The organism is Mesorhizobium sp. M6A.T.Cr.TU.017.01.1.1 (genome assembly GCF_004023115.1).
GTDB lineage: Bacteria > Pseudomonadota > Alphaproteobacteria > Rhizobiales > Rhizobiaceae > Mesorhizobium > Mesorhizobium mediterraneum.
In genome coordinates, this window is sequence record NZ_RZTA01000020.1 from 59,249 (window position 1) to 77,004 (window position 17,756).

Below are 17,756 nucleotides of genomic sequence, written 5' to 3' on the forward strand. Positions count from 1 at the left end.
GGTGATTCTCCCCCCCGCCGTTTTTATTTACTCGGGCCCGCCAATGTCTGCTTCGAAATTGGCCTGCCCGGAGTTGGCCGACTTCTGGACCATGCCGGCACAGAAACAGTAGCAAAAACGCCCGTTCGTCGCTATCTGGATAGAATTGAAGCCGCTTGCATGCGGAAATGACGTGCGAGCGGCGCGAACGGGTTGGATACAGAATCATGGCGGCAAGGGATGTGCTGACGAAAAACCAGTTGTGCGTGCTCGAGAAACTCGAGGCCGCCAGCGGTCCGCTCAGCGCCTATACATTGCTCGACCAGCTTCGCGAGCGGGGCTTCCGCGCACCGCTGCAGGTCTATCGCGCGCTCGACACGCTGGTGAAGTCCGGTTTCGTGCACCGGCTCGAAAGTCTCAATTCCTTTGTCGCCTGCGCCGAGCCGCACGATCACAGCCATTCGATGACCGCCTTTGCAATCTGCGACACTTGCGGGCAGGTGACCGAATTTTCCGACCATGATGTCGGACACCGGCTCGACGAATGGGTGCGCTCGACCGGCTTTGCCGCCAAGAAGGCGGTGATCGAGTTCCGCGGGACGTGCGCGAAGTGCCTGGCCAAGGCGGCTTGAGGCGCCTCTACTTCAGCGGCGGCGTTGTGGCGTTTTCGAACTCGTTCAAGAAAGTCTCATAGACCACGTACCGCGTGGTCCGATGTGCCAGCTGCTCGACAAGCAGGGGTCTTACCTCGTCCTGCCAGGATAGTTTGCCAAGTCCTGAGCCGATTTTCGGCAAGGCAACGGATTCCACCGAGTTCCTGTCGGCCCATTTAGCAAGCCCGCGAATTGCTTTGCGCAGGTAGGGAAGCGTGGCGTGGTACATATCCGGTTGCGTTGCTAAATAGATGAATCCTGGCTGGTCGCCGTCTGGCTCTGACGTCCAAAGCTGACCACCTGTAAACTTGCCGGTCCGAGCGTGTTTTTTGAACGCGGCCTGCACATTTGGCCACTTCCTCGAAATCTTCAGTGCAAGTCCGGTACCAAGGCCCTCTTGATTGCCTTCTGCCACCCCTTGGGCGATGTAGTTTTCCTCTGCTGCAAGCAGGTCTCCAGCGACAAAAACGATCATCGCACTTTCAATGCGCCTCTTCCCAATTGTTGGCGGCGCGGGCGTCGACATGCAGCGGCACCGACATCGAGACCGCCGGCATCGCGGCGTTCTCCATCACATGGCGCACGACGGGGATCGTCGCCTCGACCTCCGCTTCCACCGTCTCGAAGACCAGCTCGTCATGCACTTGCAGCAGCATGCGGGCGGAAAGCTTCGCCTTTTCCAGCGCGTCGTCCATACGTATCATGGCGCGGCGGATGATGTCGGCGGCGGTGCCCTGCAGGCGTGCGTTGATCGAGGCGCGCTCGTTGAAGGCACGGATTGAAGGGTTCGACGACCGTATCTCCGGATAATGGATGCGGCGGCCGAAGATCGTTTCGACGAAGCCGTGCTCGCGGGCATAGGCCTTGGTTGCGTCGATATAGTCGCGGATGCCGGGGAAGCGCTCGAAATATTTCTTGATGTAGGCGCCCGCCTCCTCGCGCGGGATCGAGAGCTGGTTGGCCAGGCCAAAGGCGGAAATTCCGTAGATGATGCCAAAATTGATCGCCTTGGCGCGGCGGCGTATTTCCGAGGGCATGCCCTCGACCGGCACGTTGAACATCTCCGACGCGGTGATGGCGTGGATGTCGGCGCCGTCGGCAAACGCCTGCTTGAGCTGCGGGATCTCGGCGACATGGGCGAGCACACGCAGCTCGATCTGGCTGTAGTCGGCGGAAACCAGCTTGTTGCCCTTGTCGGCGATGAAAGCCGTCCTGATCTTCCGCCCCTCGACCGTGCGTACCGGAATGTTCTGCAAATTGGGATCGGAGGACGACAGCCGGCCGGTCGTCGTCGCGGCAAGGGCGTAGGAGGTGTGGACGCGCTTCGTATCGGGATGGACGAAACCGGGCAGCGCATCGGTATAGGTCGATTTTAGTTTGGTCAGCTGGCGCCAGTCGACGATCTTGCGCGGCAGCTCGTGGCCTTCGGCGGCGAGGTCTTCCAGGAGCTGCGCCGAGGTCGACCACTGGCCGGTCTTGGTCTTGGAGCCGCCGGGCAGGCCCATCCTGCCGAACAAGATGTCGCCGAGCTGTTTCGGCGAGCCGATATTGATGCGCTCGCCGACGAGCTGGTAGATTTCATCCTCTAGCCGCGCGGCGCCCTGTGCCAGTTCGCCGGAGAGCCGCGACAGGATCTGCCGGTCGACGGAGATGCCGCGCTGCTCCATCCTTGCCAGCACCGGCACCAGCGGCCGTTCCAGCCGCTCGTAGACCGAGACGAGGCCCTTGGCGGCAAGCCGTGGTTTCAGCACCCGCCAGAGCCTGAGCGTCACATCGGCGTGCTCGGCGGCATAGGCCGTTGCCTTGTCGATATCGACCTGGTCGAAGCCGACGAAGCTCCTTCCCGAGCCGGCCAGTTCCTTGAGCGGAATGGTCGAGTGGCCGAGCCATTTTTCCGAGAGAGCCGCCATGCTGTGGCCGCCGGACGTGCCTGCATCAAGCACGTAGGAAATCAGCATGGTGTCGTCGAAGGGGGCGATATCGATGCCATGGCGGCTCATGACGACGAGGTCGTATTTCAGCTCCTGAACAATCTTGAGAACCGACCTGTCCTCCAGCAGCGGCTTCAGAATGCCAAGCGCCTCACGGATCGGAATCTGGTTTTCGACCACTCCGCCGCCGAGCAGGTCGCCGTTGCCGCTTTTGTGGGCGAGCGGCACATAGGCGGCGCGACCGGGCGCGGTGGCCATGGAGAGGCCGATCAGCTCGGCCTGCATTGGGTCAGCTGAGGTGGTCTCGCTGTCGAAGGCGACGATGCCGGTCTCCATCGCCTCGGCCACCCACGCCTTCAGCGCTGCTGTGTCGCGGATGGTGACGTAGGCGCTGGTGTCGATCTTGCTGGCGGTGGCGTCCTCGAAGCGAAGCGCCGAGAGAAGCGAAGGGGTGTCGCCTTCCTTGGGTTCCACCTTGACGGTGGCCGGCACCGCTTCCCCGGCTTCGTCTGTCACTGCGCCTGCCGCGCTTTCGGCGGCTGCCGGCACTCCAAACCCGACATCGGGACCATGCGCGGTGTCGGCGCGCTCGATAATGACGGGAACGGCCTTGACATCAGCCGCATCCGTTCCGGTCGCTTCCGCCACGCGGCGGGTCAGCGAGGAGAATTCCATCGTCTTGAGGAAGCCGATCAGCTTTGGCCCGTCGGGCGGGTGCAACACGAAATCATCGAGCCCACCGATCCCCGGCACGTCGTTCTTCAGCGTCACCAGTTCACGCGAGATGCGCGCCTTGTCGGCATTGGCGATGATCGATTCGCGACGCTTGTCCTGCTTGATCTCGCCGGCGCGCGCCAGCAGCCCGTCGAGGTCGCCGAACTGCTCGAGCAATTGCGCCGCCGTCTTCGGCCCGATGCCGGGCACGCCCGGAACATTGTCGACCGAATCGCCGGTCAGCGCCTGCAGGTCGATCATCTTTTCGGGCGGCACGCCCCATTTCTCGACGACTTCGGGAATGCCGATCTGGCGGTCCTTCATCGGGTCGTACATGCCGACCGTTGCGCCGACCAGCTGCATCAGGTCCTTGTCGGAGGAGATGATGGTGGTGTCGGCGCCGGCTTCGCAGGCAAGCCGGCAATAGGTGGCGATCAGGTCGTCGGCCTCGAAGCCTTCCATCTCGATGCAAGGCAGGTTGAAGGCCCTGGTCGCCTGGCGGATCAGGCCGAATTGCGGGATCAAATCCTCCGGCGGCGCCGAGCGGTTGGCCTTGTATTCGGGGTAGAGATCGTTGCGGAAGGTTTTCGACGAATAGTCGAAGATGACGGCGAAATGCGTCGGCACCACGCCGACATCGGTGTTGCGGGCGTCCTGCGTCAGCTTCCACACCATGTTGCAGAAGCCGAGCACGGCACTGGTCGGCAGCCCGTCGGATTTGCGGGTGAGTGGCGGCAGTGCGTGATAGGCACGGAAGATGTAGCCGGAGCCGTCGACAAGGAAGAGATGATCGCCTTTTTTCATGGGACGAAGGGATAGCGCGGCGCAGCGCCGTGGTCCATGCCAAAGGCGGCCTCAACCACCGGTTCCCGCAACATCCCTGACAAGTCGATCGGATCACGGGTATGTTACAAAAGTGTAATCTTCGTGCCCTTGAATCGCCACGTTCGGAGACACAGATAAACGCCATCGGCATTTTTCGCCGAAGTCCGGAGCAAGGCCCGTCCCCCGCCTATCCCGGACACTTGCGGCAGCCTATCCCCCCTCTCCGGGCTGCCGCATCGTTTCGAGTAAAGGCCGCCGTGGTTCCCCCTCCACCACGGCGGCATTTTTTTACCTTTCGACGCCCGTGGTCCAACGACCGCCGGCTTTTCGTTTCTGCCTCGCAGCTTTAGGGTTGCCGCTCAGAATCGAAAGGCTGATAAAAATGTCCACAATTTCCCCCGTCCTCGACCGTCTCGACAAAAATCTCGACGAGAGCCTGGAGCGCCTGTTCGGCCTGCTCAGGATCAAGTCGATCTCCACCGATCCGGCCTACGCCGCCGACTGCCGCAAGGCGGCGGAATGGCTGGTGGCGGAACTCAAGCTGATCGGGTTCGATGCCAGCGTGCGTGACACGCCAGGCCACCCGATGGTGGTGGCGCATCATGACGGGCCGGCGGGCGCGCCGCATGTCCTGTTCTACGGCCATTATGACGTGCAGCCGGTCGACCCGATCGAGCTCTGGGAAAGCGACCCGTTCTCGCCTTCGGTGAAGGAGATCGAGCCCGGCCACCAGGTGATCACGGGGCGTGGCTCGGCCGACGACAAGGGGCAATTGATGACCTTCGTCGAGGCTTGCCGTGCCTGGAAGCAGGTGCATGGCGGGCTGCCATGCCGCATCACGATCCTGTTCGAGGGCGAGGAGGAGTCCGGCTCGCCCTCGCTGAAGCCGTTCCTCGAAGCAAACGCCGCCGAGCTCAAGGCCGACTTCGCGCTTGTCTGCGACACCGGCATGTGGGACGGCGATACGCCGTCGATCTGCGTCGCGCTGCGCGGGCTAGTCGGCGAGGAGATCACGGTGAAAGCCGCCGACCGCGACTTGCATTCCGGTCTCTATGGCGGTGCTGCCGCCAATCCAATTCGCATCCTGGCCAGGATCCTGGCCGACATCCACGACAAGGACGGCCATGTCACCATTCCGGGGTTCTATAACGGTGTCGAGGAGACCCCTTCGCAGATCCTGAAGTCATGGGAGACGCTCGGCGAGACCGCCGAGACATTCCTTGGGCCTGTCGGACTGTCGATCCCGTCTGGCGAAAAGGGCCGCTCGGTGCTCGAGCTCACCTGGGCGCGACCGACGGCCGAGTTCAACGGCATTACCGGCGGCTATACCGGCAAGGGGTTCAAGACAGTGATCGCGGCGGAAGCCTCGGCAAAAGTGTCCTTCCGCCTCGTCCACAAGCAAGACCCGGAAAGGATCCGCGCCGCTTTCCAGGCCTTCGTGAGGGAGCGCATCCCGGCCGACTGCTCAGTCGATTTCCACCCACATGGCGGCTCGCCGGCGATCCAGCTTTCCTACGACTCGCCGTTTCTCGCCAAGGCCAAGGACGCGCTGTCCGACGAGTGGCCGAAGCCGGCGGTGACGACGGGAAGCGGCGGCTCGATCCCGGTGGTCGGCGATTTCCAGACCTATCTCGGCATCGAATCCTTGCTGGTCGGTTTCGGGCTCGACGATGACCGCATCCATTCGCCGAACGAGAAGTACGAGATGAGTTCCTTCCACAAGGGACAACGCTCCTGGGCACGCATTCTCGATGCGCTGACACGCTGACAGGGCAAGAATTCAACTTTCTGTTGATTTTTCATCGGATCGCGGCGAGGACGGGCTAGAGCGACGTGCGTCCGGTTGGGTGCACAAATCACCGCACGGGCTGCGACCGGAGAATACGATGAGCGATATCCGCTTCCATAAGAACGACCTGCCCGGGCTCTTGCACTACGACGTCGGGTCGGTCGCTATCGACACGGAGACGCTGGGGCTCAATCCGCATCGCGACCGGCTTTGCGTGGTTCAGATCTCGCCGGGCGACGGTTCCGCCGACGTCATCCAGATCGCGCCCGGCCAGAAGAAGGCGCCAAACCTCGTCAGCCTGCTCAGGAACCGCAGCATAACCAAGCTCTTCCATTTCGGCCGTTTCGATCTCGCCGTGCTCTACAATGCCTTCGGCGTCATGCCGGAGCCGGTGTTCTGCACCAAGATCGCCTCGCGGCTTACCCGAACCTACACCGACCGGCACGGGCTGAAGGACATCTGCTTTGAGCTTCTCGGCGTCAGCCTATCGAAGGCGCAGCAATCGTCGGACTGGGCGGCGGAGACGCTGTCTCCCGAACAACTCGAATACGCAGCCTCCGACGTGCTCTATCTGCACCAGCTGCGCGATGTGCTGACGGCCCGGCTGGCGCGCGACAACCGGACCAAGGAGGCCGAGGCCTGCTTCCGCTTCCTGCCGACGCGTGCGAAACTCGACCTGATGGGCTGGGATGAGGCAGACATCTTCGCCCACAGCTAAGGTGGAACCAGATGTTCGCCGCGACGTTCTGTCGGTCCACGGAGAGGATGAAATGGCTGCCCGGAAACCAATCGAAACGGCACCCAAGGATGGTTCCAAGGTCACCGTCTACTGGAAGGACAGCGACGGCGTGATGAACGAATCCATCGCGCAGTACCGGTCGCTCGACCGGCTGAAAGCGGCCGGCGGCGACTGGGACGAGAACGACACCGGCTGGTGGGCCTATACGGACGGTCATACGCAAAGGAAGATCGAGCCGATCAGCTGGCGGCCTGCATCTGGGGACGACGACGAATGACGCCGCTGGCGGGGCCGTCTCGTTTCCAATAGTTTGGGCCTGTTGCAATCGGGGGTCGATTCGGAGCTTTCTGCTCCACGACCGTTCGCTCAGGAGGGATCTGCAATGGGCACTGAGAGCCTGCTTGTCTTCATCGTCATCGGTGCGATCGCCGGCTGGCTCGCCGGCCTGATGGTCAAGGGTTTCGGCCTCGGCCTTGTCGGCAATATCGCCGTCGGCATTGTCGGTGCCTTTATCGCTGGCTGGCTCTTCCCAAGGCTGGGGTTCGCCATAGGCGGTGGCATATTTGCCTCCATCGTCCACGCCACGATCGGCGCGGTCATCCTGCTCGTGCTGATCAAACTGGTGAAGCAGGCCTGATCCTCGAAGCACATCAAGGGCGCGCCATGAAACAGAACATGCTCTATCTCATCATCGGCGCGCTCGTCGTCGTGGTCATCGCGCTCGGCGTCTATGTCTATCGCGAGCAAACCAGGCCGAAGGGCGTGGAACTCAAGATCGACGAGAAGGGTATTTCGATCCAGGAGAACTGAGCGTGTCGGGTGCTGCCGCGCAAGGGTGCCGATGACCTATCCCCATCCTGTCCATCGTTCTCGCCCTTCAGGCCAGGCTCTCAGGTGATATCCCGAATCGACTTCAAAGCCAGCGAGGCTGTACGAGCCGCGCTCTCGACCATCGGACGCACGGAAGACCTGCGCTTTTCGCCGGACAATCGATTGCTGGCAATTGCTGGATATACGCGAGAGCGCTGTCTGATCCTGCGGGTCGACGTCGAAGCGGCGCCGAGCGGCCCACGAGTCACCGTCCATGATTTCATGGAGCTGACGTCGGAAAGCATGGGCGAGGTCCATGGTCTCGATTTCATCGATGACCGAACCCTGGTGATTGCCAATCGTGATGGGCTGGTTGCGATATTTGCCCTGCCCTCGGGAGAGCCAGCCGGCCGCCAGTGCCACATTGTATCCATTCGCGAGATCAAGGGCGGGCTGTTTTGCAAGCTGAAAACACCAGGGTCGGTCGCGGCCAGGCATGAGTCGCGTGGCCGGGTCAGCCTCCTGGTCTGCAACAATTACAGAGACCGGGTCACGCGGCATGTCGTCGACCGGTGGGGCTACCGCGCGTGGAAGAACCAGGCGCTTCTGAAGCGCGGCCTGAACATACCCGATGGCATTGCGCTCAGTCATGATGGCCAATGGATCGCCGTCAGCAGCCACGGCACCAACGATGTGAAGCTCTACAACATGTCCGCGCGGTTGGGGCCGGATACCGAACCCGCCGGAATCCTGCAGAACGCCAATTACCCGCATGGCCTGCGTTTTACGGGCGATGACCGGCAGATCCTTGTCGCCGATGCAGGCAGCCCACTGCTTCACGTGTACGATCGCGACGCGGGCTGGAGCGGCAGCCGCACGCCCTCCCGCTCTGTTGCCGTCCTTGACGACGAGACTTTCGGGCGCGGCAGGGCCAGTGTCGAAGAAGGCGGCCCGAAGGGTCTCGACATCGATCGCTCGAACAGCGTTGTGGCGGTGACCTGCGAAGAGCAGACGCTGGCCTTCTTCTCGCTGACATCGATAACCGGTCGACCACCGAAGTTTGAGCCCAGTTAATGCAAGTCATTGGTTTTGTTGCCGCTATTGCCGACGAGACCAAAAATTGACGCCAAGGCAGGGCCGCTCCATCCTTCGATGCGCCCGGAGAGAAAAGCCAGGCCGAATATCGAATGAGAGTGACGTATCGACACATCCGCGGTATGATCTTGGCACAGGGAGTTTTGGGGCCAACCCACCTACTTTTAGGAGGTTGCCATGAGGCACCAAACACTGGACCAACTGCATACGGTGGCAAAGGTACACAGAGACCCAACACCTCCTGGAATGGACCGAACCCAGCGTCTCGAACGTTGGTCAAAACTTCTCGAACGGCAGCCCAATCGGCTCCTTACCGCACTTACCGGGACCGAATATCGTTCGTCGCCAGAGCGCGACGTAATGCGTGGCGAAGGCTCGCCAATATCGGTTGCCTTCGACGATCCGATTCTGCGGGATGAGGGGTTGAAAGACGACACTTATGGCGAAGCAAAGCGTTTCTTCGAACTGACCGACGATCAGCTCCACGAAATCGTCTGCTACTGCCATGTGGGCGAGACGATGCAATCATCCCGGGCAGCGCTTTGCGTTCGTGATGCGATCGACTAACGGATGATCCACCAAGGTGAATGACTTTGGTGACAAGTCATATGCAGATTCAATTGTTTAGAGCGCGATCGAATGTAAACCCACTTTACCGGTCGCGCTCTAATGACGGCATAAATTACGGCTACCTTGCTATGAGCGGTTCGCGCCGAACGACGGTGGCTGAGCAGTTGACGCCGAATGCGAGAAGGCGCCGCCGTCTCGCCAGGGATTCCGTTGTTGCAGACCGCCAGAAGCAAGAAACGCAGCGGTGACATGCATAACGCATTGAATTAACTTTGAACCATTTAACCCGCCCTTAAATCGCCGCATCTACTCTCCACCCCGGACGCCATGGAGCGACGTGCGACCGTTCGGACGCACAGAGTACGCTCTTGAAGCTTCGCATCGTGCTTTCCGAAAATCGATTCCGATTTCGGGCCGATGCGATAGGCATCGGGATAGACAGCACAGCGCATGGCGAACCGCAGAGACAGCCGCATCGAACCCAGCTTCGAGGGACCGCCACGGGCGAAATCCTCGGCCGGTTTTTCGGTGAGCGAGGAGGATCGCGTCGTGCCGAGCAACCGGAAGACCTCTGCAAAGCGCCAATCGGCCAAGACAAAATCGTCGCGTCGCGGACGCGGCAAAAGCCGGCGCGGTCTGTTCGGCGTGCTCGGCCGGTTGTTCTACTGGTGCTTCGTGCTGGCCATCTGGGGCGGGATCGCGACTGCCGGCATCGTCGTCTACTACGGTGCGAAAATGCCGGCGGCCACCACCTGGGCCATTCCCGACCGCGCGCCCAATATCAGGATCGTCTCCGTCGATGGAAAGCTGCTCGCCAATCGCGGCATGAGCGGCGGCGAAGCCGTCGGCCTGCATGAAATGTCGACCTATATTCCCGAGGCTGTCATCGCCATCGAAGATCGCCGCTTCTATTCGCATTTGGGCATCGATCCGATTGGTCTGTCCAGAGCCATGGTGGCCAACGTTGTCGGCGGGCGTTTTTCGCAGGGCGGCTCGACACTGACCCAGCAATTGGCGAAGAACCTGTTCCTGACACCCGATCGCACGCTGGAACGCAAGGTGCAGGAAGTGCTTTTGGCGCTGTGGCTCGAGCACAAGCACACCAAGGACCAGATCCTCGAAATGTATCTCAACCGGGTCTATTTCGGCTCCGGCGCCTATGGTGTCGAAGCGGCCTCGCGCCGCTATTTCGGCAAGAGCGCGCGCGATGTCACGCTGCCCGAGGCCGCACTTCTCGCTGGCCTGTTGAAGGCGCCGTCGCGACTGTCTCCGGCGCGTGACCCGAAGGCGGCCGAGCAGCGCTCGCAGCTCGTTCTTGCCGCCATGCGCGACGAAGGCAAGATCAGCGCCAAGGAACTGACCACGGCGATGAGCGCACCAGCGACGCGGGTGGCATCCTACTGGACGGGCTCGGAAAACTATGTCGCCGACACAATCGTGGAAGAACTGCCCGACCTGATCGGCGATGTGCGCAGCGACATCATAGTCGACACCACCGTCGACCTCACGCTGCAGAAGCTCGCCGAACAATCGATCCGCCGGCTGATCGACGGGAGCGGCAAGAAGCTCAATGCCAGCCAGGGTGTGCTGGTGTCGATCGACAATTCCGGCGCGGTGCGTGCCATGGTCGGCGGCTATGATTATTCGACCAGCCAGTTCGACCGTGCCTCGGAGGCGCGCCGCCAGCCGGGCTCGGCGTTCAAGCCCTTTGTTTACATGGCGGCACTGGAGGCCGGCCGCACGCCCGACAGCGTGCGCAATGACGCGCCGATCAGAATAGGCAAATGGACGCCAACCAATTACGGCGGCAAGTATTTCGGCAAGGTGACGCTGGCGACGGCGCTGGCGAAGTCGCTGAACTCGGTGGCCGCCCAGCTGACCATGGAAGTCGGACCTGACGCCGTGGTCGAGGCGGCGCATCGCATGGGCATCCAGTCCGACCTCACGGCCAACACCTCGATCGCGCTCGGCACATCTGAAGTGACGCCGCTGGAATTGACGTCGGCCTATGTCCCCTTCGCCAATGGCGGCTACCGGCCGGAGGTCCATTTCATCCGCCGCGTGACGACAACCGGCGGCAAGGTGCTCTACGACAACAATGGCGGCGGCGCCCCGCGCGTCGTCAAGCCCGAGATCGTCGGTATGATGAACTCGATGATGACCGGCACGGTCGAAATCGGCACTGCCAGGAAGGCGGCCTTTGCCTGGCCGGCAGCCGGCAAGACCGGCACCAGCCAGAATTCGCGCGATGCCTGGTTCATCGGCTATACCGCCAATCTCACCACCGGCGTCTGGTTCGGCAATGACGATGGCAGCCCGATGAAGAAGGTCACCGGCGGCGCGCTGCCGGCGCAGGCCTGGCATGAGTTCATGGTCGCCGCGCATGAAGGCGTGCCGGTGCGGCCGCTGCCTGGAACTTGGCGGTCGACGCCTGCGGATACGATCGTGCAGGACGAAATACCGTCCAACACGGCGCAACCGGCGCCGGTGCCGTCCGCTTCGGTTGGCCAATCCGCGCCGTCCGCCCAAAAAGCGTCATCGCCTCGCGCTGTGCGTCCCGCCGAAACGGTCGATGGCGGCGGCTTCGGCATTCCGGGCGGTGACAGCGCCACCGCATCGATCAAGCGCCCGGTGCCGCCGGGCGATGTCGGCGGCCCGGTCAAGAAGCGGCAGACCTCGATCCTCGACATCCTCACCGGCGGCTGACCCCTCGTCATCGCGACAGTGTTCCGCTACATCTCCGGGTTAAAAGTGCTAGAGCGTACTTTGTGCGTCCAAAGGGACGCACGTCGCCCTAGAGAGATCGCGAAATGGCTGAAACCGACACCAGAAAGACAATCGTGCTGACCGGAGCCAGCCGCGGCATCGGCCATGCCACGGTCAAGCGCTTTTCGCGTGAAGGCTGGCGCGTCATCACCTGCTCGCGCCAGGCCTTTGCCGAGGACTGCCCGTGGCCGGCCGGTCCGGAAGACCACATCAAGGTCGATCTCGCCGACCAGGAGGATGTCGGCATCGCGATCTCGGAAATCCGCCATCGGCTGGAGGCGCATGGCGGCCAGCTTCATGCGCTGGTCAACAATGCCGGCATCTCGCCGAAGCTCAAGGACGGCAACAGCCGCATGAATTCGATCGACACGCCGATGCATGTCTGGCGCGACGTCTTCCAGGTCAATTTCTTCGCGCCGATCATGCTGGCGCGAGGATTGTTTAAGGAGTTGGCGTCGGCCAAAGGCTCGATCGTCAACGTCACCTCGATCGCCGGCACCCGCGTGCACCCCTTCGCCGGCACCGCCTATGCGACGTCGAAGGCGGCGCTCGGCTCGCTGACGCGCGAAATGGCGCATGATTTCGGCCCGCACGGCATCCGCGTCAACGCCATTGCACCCGGCGAGATCGACACGGCGATCCTGTCGCCGGGCACCGAAAAGATCGTCGAGACGATTCCGCTGCGGCGGCTGGGCACCACGGCAGAAGTCGCCGACATCATCTTCTTCCTGTGCTCGCAGCAGGCTTCCTATGTGACGGGCTCGGAAATCCACATCAATGGCGGCCAGCACGTGTGAGACTTGAGGGGCTAAGGACTGCTCATCCGGTTATGGTGAGAACAGCCTTGCCGCTAATGCTGCGCCGTCGCAGTGCGTCCAGGGTTTGGGCGATGTCTGTCCACTGCACGGTCAAGGCCACGCGGGTTTCTAGCCGGCCAGCCGCGACCAGAGCGAGCAGCGAGGCGATGTCCGCGCCAATGCCCGGGCCAGAGGCGTAGTACGCGAAAGTCTGAAGCCTCGCCCCCTCGTGACCCGGAACGAACTGACGGAATCCAACTGATGTGAGTTCGCCACTGCTCGAACCGAACATGACGATGATCCCGCCAGGTGTGACACGTTCGATCGCGTGTGCGAGGCTTTCACCGCCGACTGACTCAGTGATCAGCGAAAACGGCCCCTCAGCCAATTCGATCGACTCGACAACTTGCTCGGCTCCAAGGCCGCGGAGATCGTCGGCATGCCGGGCGGCGGCGACGGTCACAGACGCGCCCTCCTGGCGGGCGATCTGGATCTGGAAACGACCGACCGCGCCGCTTGCGCCGGTGATCAGGATCTGCTGGCCGGCCAGGTCGCCGCCATGGCGCAATGTCCTTAGCGCCGTCGTGCCCGCGACCGGAAGCGTGGCTGCGGAAACGAAGCTGACTCCATCCGGCAGGACGGCGAGACGATCGGTTGAAACGGCAACACGTTCGGCCCAGCCGGCCTGGTCGACCAAAGCCGCAACCCGGTTGCCCACGGCTGGCCCGGAGCCATCGGCTGCTGCCCGTTCGACAACCCCAACGATGTCCTGGCCGGGTATCCAGCCGTTCGGACGTATGGTGAGCAGGCGCAGCTCGCCGCGGTTCAACGAGGTTGCGTGGACCGAGACAAGCGCCTCGTTCGCGAGGGGCCGAGGTTCCTCGGACTCGGCGAACCTCAGCCCGGTGGCGCTGTCGGGAGCCGTGACTAGGGCGAGCATGGGGATCGTACCTTCTTACTGGTTTGTGGACGCCAGCTTCCTCCTGGAAAGCACGGCAAGCTGGCCCACTCAGAATACTCATCGAGATCGCAAGTCATGCCGGCGATGGGCGCGCGCAGCGTCAACGCGATCAACTGCTGCCTGCCATATTTTTGACCGGGGGGCGCAAACCGAAGCCTATCGACTTTTCCGGTTAAAGAATTTAGCTATCATGGCGTTTAATCGCTAAAAGCCGTCAATCATGAGACAGCCTCTTCGCTGGCCCTGGCCAGATCTCGATGTGGATGATGTGCTCGCGCCGGCAATCGCTGTGCGCGTTGACGTCACCGAAACCAGAGCAGAGGTGCCCGCCCATCGGCACCGCAAAGGCCAACTCGTCTTCGCGCTCGGAGGCGGCGTCACATGCCACGTTCCAAGCGGCCTATGGATGGTCCCGCCTCATTGCGGGGTCTGGATTCCCGGCGACATGGAGCACAGCAATGTTGCGACGGCCAACGCCCTGATTTTTTTCGTGTACGTTGAGCCGGAAGCCGCCGATCTGCCGGACCGGTGCTGCACCCTTTCGATCTCGCCGCTGCTCCGCGAACTGATCATCGAGCTGTCTGATGGCGTGCAGGACGACCACGCGAGGGATGAGCTTTTGACCAAGACCCTGCTGACCGAATTGCCGCGTATGCCTGTCCAGCGGCTGCATCTGCCGATTTCATCCGAGCCACGCTTGAGGAGGATCGCCGAAGCGTTGGCGCAAGACCCTGCCGACCGTAGCACATTGGCGGAATGGGCCAACCGCGTCGCGCTCAGCGAGAGCAGTCTCGCTCGCCTCGTGGTTAAGGAGACAGGGCTGAGCTTCGGGCGCTGGCGCCAGCAATTGCACTTGATCGTCGCAATTCGAGAACTGGCCTCCGGTGCCAGCGTCCAGCAGGTCTCGGGTGATCTCGGCTATGGTTCCGTCACGGCCTTCATCACCATGTTCAAGAAGGCGCTTGGGAAGCCGCCGGCAAAATACCTCGGCAGTATCACTCAAAATGGTGGCTCTGCATTCGTGGCGTGATCAACTCGCTGCGGGCGGAGATCGACTGTGCGATCTTCCGCCGGCCATCGGCCAGTGGCGACCAGTACGCATGATCGTGCAGGATCGGCTCAGGCAGCGGACGGTTCAGCCGCCTCTGGCTTGTGACCAAGCACCACTTCGACGATACCACGGGCGATCTCGCGCTCGCCCATGATCACCGTGTCGGCACCGAGCCCTTTGAGATGCTCGACCTCGGCATCGGAGTGGGCGCGGGCGATGACGTTGATCTTCGGGTTGGCGGCGCGGGCGCGCAGCACGATCTGTCCCGCCTCGAAGGCATTGGGGATGGCGAGGATCAGCCGCTTCGCGCCCTCGGGATTGGCAGCGGCGAACACCTCGCTGTTCGCGGCGTTGCCGGACACGGTCTCGATGCCGTCATCCCTGAGCTTCGCCAGCGTCTTGTCGGCATCCTCGATGACGAGGAAGGGCAGGGCGGCCTCCTTCAATGATGCGCCGACGAGGCTGCCGACACGGCCGTAGCCGACCAGGATTGAATGGCCGGTAAGCGCTGTCCTGGGCGGCGGCCCGTCCTCTTTCACCGGTGCCGCAACCGAAGCCAACTGGCCTGGCTCCGTCGCGGGGCCAATCGGCTTTGCCTCGTCGAGCGGCGCCGTCTTGCCGGCGCGCCTTTCCAGCCACGGTTTCATCCAGTCGACGGCAAGGAACATCAGCGGGTTGAGAACGATCGACAGGATAGCGCCGGCGAGGATGAGGTCGCGTCCTTGTTCGGGCAGCAGCTTCAGCCCGACGCCAAGCTCGGCCAGGATGAACGAGAATTCGCCGATCTGGGCAAGGCTTGCCGAAATCATCAGCGCGGTCGGTATCGGATAGCGGAAGGCGACGACGATGACGAAGGCGGCCAGCGATTTGCCGATGACAATGATGGCCAGTGTCGCCAGGACCGGCCAGCCATTGCTGATCAGGCTGAACGGGTCGAACAGCATGCCGACCGAAACGAAGAACAGCACGGAAAAAGCGTCGCGCAGCGGCAGCGATTCCTCGGCCGCCCGATGGCTGAGTTCGGATTCACTCATGATCATGCCAGCGAAGAAAGCGCCCAGCGCCAGCGAGACGCCGAATAGCTTGGCCGCGCCAAAGGCGACGCCGAGCGCGATGGCAAGCACCGCCAGCCGGAACAATTCACGCGACCCGGTATGGGCGACGTAGTGCAGGATCCAGGGGATGACCCGGCGGCCGACCACCAGCATAACGACGACAAAGGCCGCGACCTTGGCCAGCGTGACCCCAACGACGCCCCAGATGCCGTAGCTGGCCGGCAGCGACAGCAGGCTGCTATGGGCCTCCACTTGCTGCTGGCCGCCCAGCACGCCAGCCAACGCCGGCAAGAGCACCAACGCCAGCACCATCGCCAGGTCCTCGACGATCAGCCAGCCGACGGCGATGCGGCCGCGCTCCGTCTCGATCAGCCGCCGTTCCTGCAAGGCACGCAACAGCACCACCGTCGAGGCGACCGACAAAGCCAAGCCGAATACCAGCCCAGCGCCGATCGACCAGCCGAGCAGCCAGGCAAGACCGGCGCCAAGCGCTGTCGCGAAGCCGATCTGCACGATGGCGCCGGGCACGGCGATGGCGCGGACCGACAACAAATCCTTCAACGAGAAATGCAGGCCGACGCCGAACATCAACAGGATCACGCCGATTTCGGCGAGTTCATTGGCGAGGCCGGCGTCGGCGACGAAGCCCGGCGTGTTCGGCCCGACCAGAACGCCGGCGATGAGGTAACCGACCAGCGGTGGGATGCGGAAGCGATTGGCGATTGCGCCGAAGACGAAAGCCAGCCCCAGACCGGCGACGATGGTGGCGATAAGGGGCGTGTCATGCGGCATGGTCTATGGAGCGCCTTTCAAAAATCACGATGTCGGATATGCGCCGCCAAAAGAAGCCGCCGCTTTGGCAATATGGGGGCTTGGGTGGCCGCGAGGCAACCCACAATGCCATGAAATCGATGACAAGAATGGCAGAAGGCAAGCCGCCTCGAGGCTGGCAATGGTTGCTGCAAAAAGGAGAAGGCTTGCGCGGCTGATGCCTGCGATCAGGCCGCCTGCAGCAGGTTCTCGATATCGACGATGGTGTGGTTGGTCAGTGTCTTCGGAATTTCCACTGTGATCTTCTCGGCAACTTCCTTGTGCAGTTTTCGGCGCATGTCGCCCAGCACCTGCGGCGGTGCGATCAGCACCATTTCCTTGAAGGCGCCGCGGTGCGCAAGCTTGTACAGCCGCTCGGCAATTTCGTCGGCGAAACGCTCCTTGCCGAGGCGATGCCAGTCAGTGTCCTCGACTGCGCTGCGGTGGACGGAAGGGCCGTCGCTGTAGCGGCCGGGGCGGTCCGAACCCTGCTCTCGCGTCGCCGGATTTGCCTGCTCCATCTCCTGCACGACCTGGAGGTCGGGATATTGGGTGTCGCCACGGTTCTCGAGGAACAGCGCCTTCTCGCCGTCGGCCACCACGATCCACAGTCCGCGTTTCAGCTTGAGGTTGTTCACGGAGCGCTCCTTTTTCCTGTTTTTCATGGTTTTCTAGGCCCTTCTCTGGAGCCATTGCCGCAGCTGAACAGCCAGGCTCGGATTCGCAGGGCAAACGCGCGCCGAGGCAGGAATGTTCCGATGACGATAAGAACAGCGAGCGAGCAAACCGACCACCGAGGATGACGGTGTTCTGCGCGTGTCGGCTTTAATCTACTAGATTGGTAGAATTTAGAAAAAATTGTTTTGCGATACACCTCGCTTGCCGCTAGAACGGCCGCAGATCAAGGCCCGCAACAGCGGCTTGGATCCGCTCCATTCGTGGGTGTGGAATTTTTTTCTCCTGCCTTTGGTGCTTGCAGAAAAGCGATTGCTTCGCACGAAGCGATGCGCGAGTGCTTTCCTTCTGCTTTTTCGCTCCCGCGCGTAGAACTGACAGCGTATTCAGGATTCCACTCGCCATGCAGCAGGCCACACCCAAGCTCAACGCCTTTCCCGTCTTCATGCGGGTCGAGGGCGAAGCCGTGGCCATCGTCGGCGGCGGCGAGGAGGCTCTGGCCAAGGCGCGGCTGATCGGCCAGTCGAGCGCGGTGC

The 17,756-nt window shown here is 62.3% G+C and carries 17 protein-coding genes; 12 read left to right on the forward strand and 5 right to left on the reverse strand.

Features of this window, described 5'->3' with window-relative positions; all coding sequences use genetic code 11:
* The first annotated feature begins 206 nt into the window (after positions 1-206).
* Positions 207-611 carry a Fur family transcriptional regulator gene (locus EOB36_RS09265; RefSeq protein WP_127204944.1) on the forward strand — a complete coding sequence of 135 codons (405 nt, stop codon included), beginning with the start codon at positions 207-209 and terminating at the stop codon, positions 609-611.
* Between the two features lie 7 nt (positions 612-618).
* On the opposite strand, the gene EOB36_RS09270 is transcribed toward EOB36_RS09265, so the two are convergent.
* Positions 619-1,107 carry a macro domain-containing protein gene (locus EOB36_RS09270; RefSeq protein ID WP_127204943.1) on the reverse strand — a complete coding sequence of 163 codons (489 nt, stop codon included), beginning with the start codon at positions 1,105-1,107 and terminating at the stop codon, positions 619-621.
* 7 nt (positions 1,108-1,114) lie between these two features.
* Positions 1,115-4,081, reverse strand: a complete 2,967-nt coding sequence (polA, locus tag EOB36_RS09275) for a DNA polymerase I (RefSeq protein ID WP_126104863.1) — start codon at positions 4,079-4,081, stop codon at positions 1,115-1,117.
* A 403-nt stretch (positions 4,082-4,484) separates the two neighbouring features.
* Between polA and EOB36_RS09280 the strand changes: the two genes are divergently transcribed.
* The 9 genes from EOB36_RS09280 to EOB36_RS09320 all read left to right on the forward strand — a co-directional run bounded on the left by EOB36_RS09280 (position 4,485) and on the right by EOB36_RS09320 (position 12,668).
* Positions 4,485-5,870, forward strand: coding sequence for a M20/M25/M40 family metallo-hydrolase (locus tag EOB36_RS09280; RefSeq protein ID WP_128284718.1), 1,386 nt, complete (start codon positions 4,485-4,487; stop codon positions 5,868-5,870).
* A gap of 118 nt (positions 5,871-5,988) precedes the next feature.
* Complete coding sequence (locus EOB36_RS09285; protein WP_095488337.1) at positions 5,989-6,609, forward strand: ribonuclease D; 621 nt, start codon at positions 5,989-5,991, stop codon at positions 6,607-6,609.
* A 52-nt stretch (positions 6,610-6,661) separates the two neighbouring features.
* Entirely contained in the window at positions 6,662-6,907 is a 246-nt protein-coding gene (locus tag EOB36_RS09290) for a hypothetical protein (RefSeq protein WP_126104866.1), read from the forward strand.
* Positions 6,908-7,012: 105 nt separating this feature from the next.
* Complete coding sequence (locus tag EOB36_RS09295; RefSeq protein WP_126104867.1) at positions 7,013-7,267, forward strand: GlsB/YeaQ/YmgE family stress response membrane protein; 255 nt, start codon at positions 7,013-7,015, stop codon at positions 7,265-7,267.
* A gap of 26 nt (positions 7,268-7,293) precedes the next feature.
* Positions 7,294-7,440, forward strand: coding sequence for a hypothetical protein (locus tag EOB36_RS09300; RefSeq protein ID WP_126104868.1), 147 nt, complete (start codon positions 7,294-7,296; stop codon positions 7,438-7,440).
* Between the two features lie 9 nt (positions 7,441-7,449).
* Positions 7,450-8,514: a hypothetical protein gene (locus EOB36_RS09305; protein WP_245467706.1), complete on the forward strand. Its 1,065-nt coding sequence runs from the start codon at positions 7,450-7,452 to the stop codon at positions 8,512-8,514.
* A 198-nt stretch (positions 8,515-8,712) separates the two neighbouring features.
* Positions 8,713-9,102, forward strand: coding sequence for a hypothetical protein (locus EOB36_RS09310; RefSeq protein WP_095488347.1), 390 nt, complete (start codon positions 8,713-8,715; stop codon positions 9,100-9,102).
* Between the two features lie 453 nt (positions 9,103-9,555).
* Positions 9,556-11,811: a transglycosylase domain-containing protein gene (locus EOB36_RS09315; protein ID WP_128284720.1), complete on the forward strand. Its 2,256-nt coding sequence runs from the start codon at positions 9,556-9,558 to the stop codon at positions 11,809-11,811.
* Between the two features lie 104 nt (positions 11,812-11,915).
* On the forward strand, positions 11,916-12,668 hold the full coding sequence (locus tag EOB36_RS09320) for an SDR family oxidoreductase (protein ID WP_023675240.1): 753 nt from the start codon (positions 11,916-11,918) through the stop codon (positions 12,666-12,668).
* A gap of 22 nt (positions 12,669-12,690) precedes the next feature.
* On the opposite strand, the gene EOB36_RS09325 is transcribed toward EOB36_RS09320, so the two are convergent.
* Positions 12,691-13,608 (reverse strand): zinc-binding dehydrogenase, encoded by a 918-nt coding sequence (locus EOB36_RS09325; RefSeq protein WP_128284721.1) that lies wholly within the window; start codon positions 13,606-13,608, stop codon positions 12,691-12,693.
* A 241-nt stretch (positions 13,609-13,849) separates the two neighbouring features.
* On the opposite strand from EOB36_RS09325, the gene EOB36_RS09330 reads away from it, so the two are divergent.
* Positions 13,850-14,659, forward strand: a complete 810-nt coding sequence (locus EOB36_RS09330) for a helix-turn-helix transcriptional regulator (protein ID WP_127292696.1) — start codon at positions 13,850-13,852, stop codon at positions 14,657-14,659.
* An 89-nt stretch (positions 14,660-14,748) separates the two neighbouring features.
* Here the strand turns inward: EOB36_RS09330 and ybaL are convergent, their stop codons facing one another.
* On the reverse strand, positions 14,749-16,527 hold the full coding sequence (ybaL, locus tag EOB36_RS09335; RefSeq protein ID WP_127292694.1) for a YbaL family putative K(+) efflux transporter: 1,779 nt from the start codon (positions 16,525-16,527) through the stop codon (positions 14,749-14,751).
* A gap of 5 nt (positions 16,528-16,532) precedes the next feature.
* On the opposite strand from ybaL, the gene EOB36_RS09340 reads away from it, so the two are divergent.
* Positions 16,533-16,724 carry a hypothetical protein gene (locus tag EOB36_RS09340; protein ID WP_095488356.1) on the forward strand — a complete coding sequence of 64 codons (192 nt, stop codon included), beginning with the start codon at positions 16,533-16,535 and terminating at the stop codon, positions 16,722-16,724.
* Between the two features lie 9 nt (positions 16,725-16,733).
* On the opposite strand, the gene EOB36_RS09345 is transcribed toward EOB36_RS09340, so the two are convergent.
* Complete coding sequence (locus tag EOB36_RS09345) at positions 16,734-17,183, reverse strand: host attachment family protein (RefSeq protein ID WP_095488474.1); 450 nt, start codon at positions 17,181-17,183, stop codon at positions 16,734-16,736.
* Positions 17,184-17,756: the final 573 nt, after the last annotated feature.

What these genes read in the sequence shown, in the direction of transcription:
- EOB36_RS09265 (WP_127204944.1), top strand. Translation starts at nt 207, where the DNA reads ATGGCGGCAAGGGATGTGCTGACGAAAAACCAGTTGTGCGTGCTCGAG.
- EOB36_RS09270 (WP_127204943.1), bottom strand. Translation starts at nt 1,107, where the DNA reads ATGATCGTTTTTGTCGCTGGAGACCTGCTTGCAGCAGAGGAAAACTAC.
- polA (WP_126104863.1), bottom strand. Translation starts at nt 4,081, where the DNA reads ATGAAAAAAGGCGATCATCTCTTCCTTGTCGACGGCTCCGGCTACATC.
- EOB36_RS09280 (WP_128284718.1), top strand. Translation starts at nt 4,485, where the DNA reads ATGTCCACAATTTCCCCCGTCCTCGACCGTCTCGACAAAAATCTCGAC.
- EOB36_RS09285 (WP_095488337.1), top strand. Translation starts at nt 5,989, where the DNA reads ATGAGCGATATCCGCTTCCATAAGAACGACCTGCCCGGGCTCTTGCAC.
- EOB36_RS09290 (WP_126104866.1), top strand. Translation starts at nt 6,662, where the DNA reads ATGGCTGCCCGGAAACCAATCGAAACGGCACCCAAGGATGGTTCCAAG.
- EOB36_RS09295 (WP_126104867.1), top strand. Translation starts at nt 7,013, where the DNA reads ATGGGCACTGAGAGCCTGCTTGTCTTCATCGTCATCGGTGCGATCGCC.
- EOB36_RS09300 (WP_126104868.1), top strand. Translation starts at nt 7,294, where the DNA reads ATGAAACAGAACATGCTCTATCTCATCATCGGCGCGCTCGTCGTCGTG.
- EOB36_RS09310 (WP_095488347.1), top strand. Translation starts at nt 8,713, where the DNA reads ATGAGGCACCAAACACTGGACCAACTGCATACGGTGGCAAAGGTACAC.
- EOB36_RS09315 (WP_128284720.1), top strand. Translation starts at nt 9,556, where the DNA reads ATGGCGAACCGCAGAGACAGCCGCATCGAACCCAGCTTCGAGGGACCG.
- EOB36_RS09320 (WP_023675240.1), top strand. Translation starts at nt 11,916, where the DNA reads ATGGCTGAAACCGACACCAGAAAGACAATCGTGCTGACCGGAGCCAGC.
- EOB36_RS09325 (WP_128284721.1), bottom strand. Translation starts at nt 13,608, where the DNA reads ATGCTCGCCCTAGTCACGGCTCCCGACAGCGCCACCGGGCTGAGGTTC.
- EOB36_RS09330 (WP_127292696.1), top strand. Translation starts at nt 13,850, where the DNA reads ATGAGACAGCCTCTTCGCTGGCCCTGGCCAGATCTCGATGTGGATGAT.
- ybaL (WP_127292694.1), bottom strand. Translation starts at nt 16,527, where the DNA reads ATGCCGCATGACACGCCCCTTATCGCCACCATCGTCGCCGGTCTGGGG.
- EOB36_RS09340 (WP_095488356.1), top strand. Translation starts at nt 16,533, where the DNA reads ATGGAGCGCCTTTCAAAAATCACGATGTCGGATATGCGCCGCCAAAAG.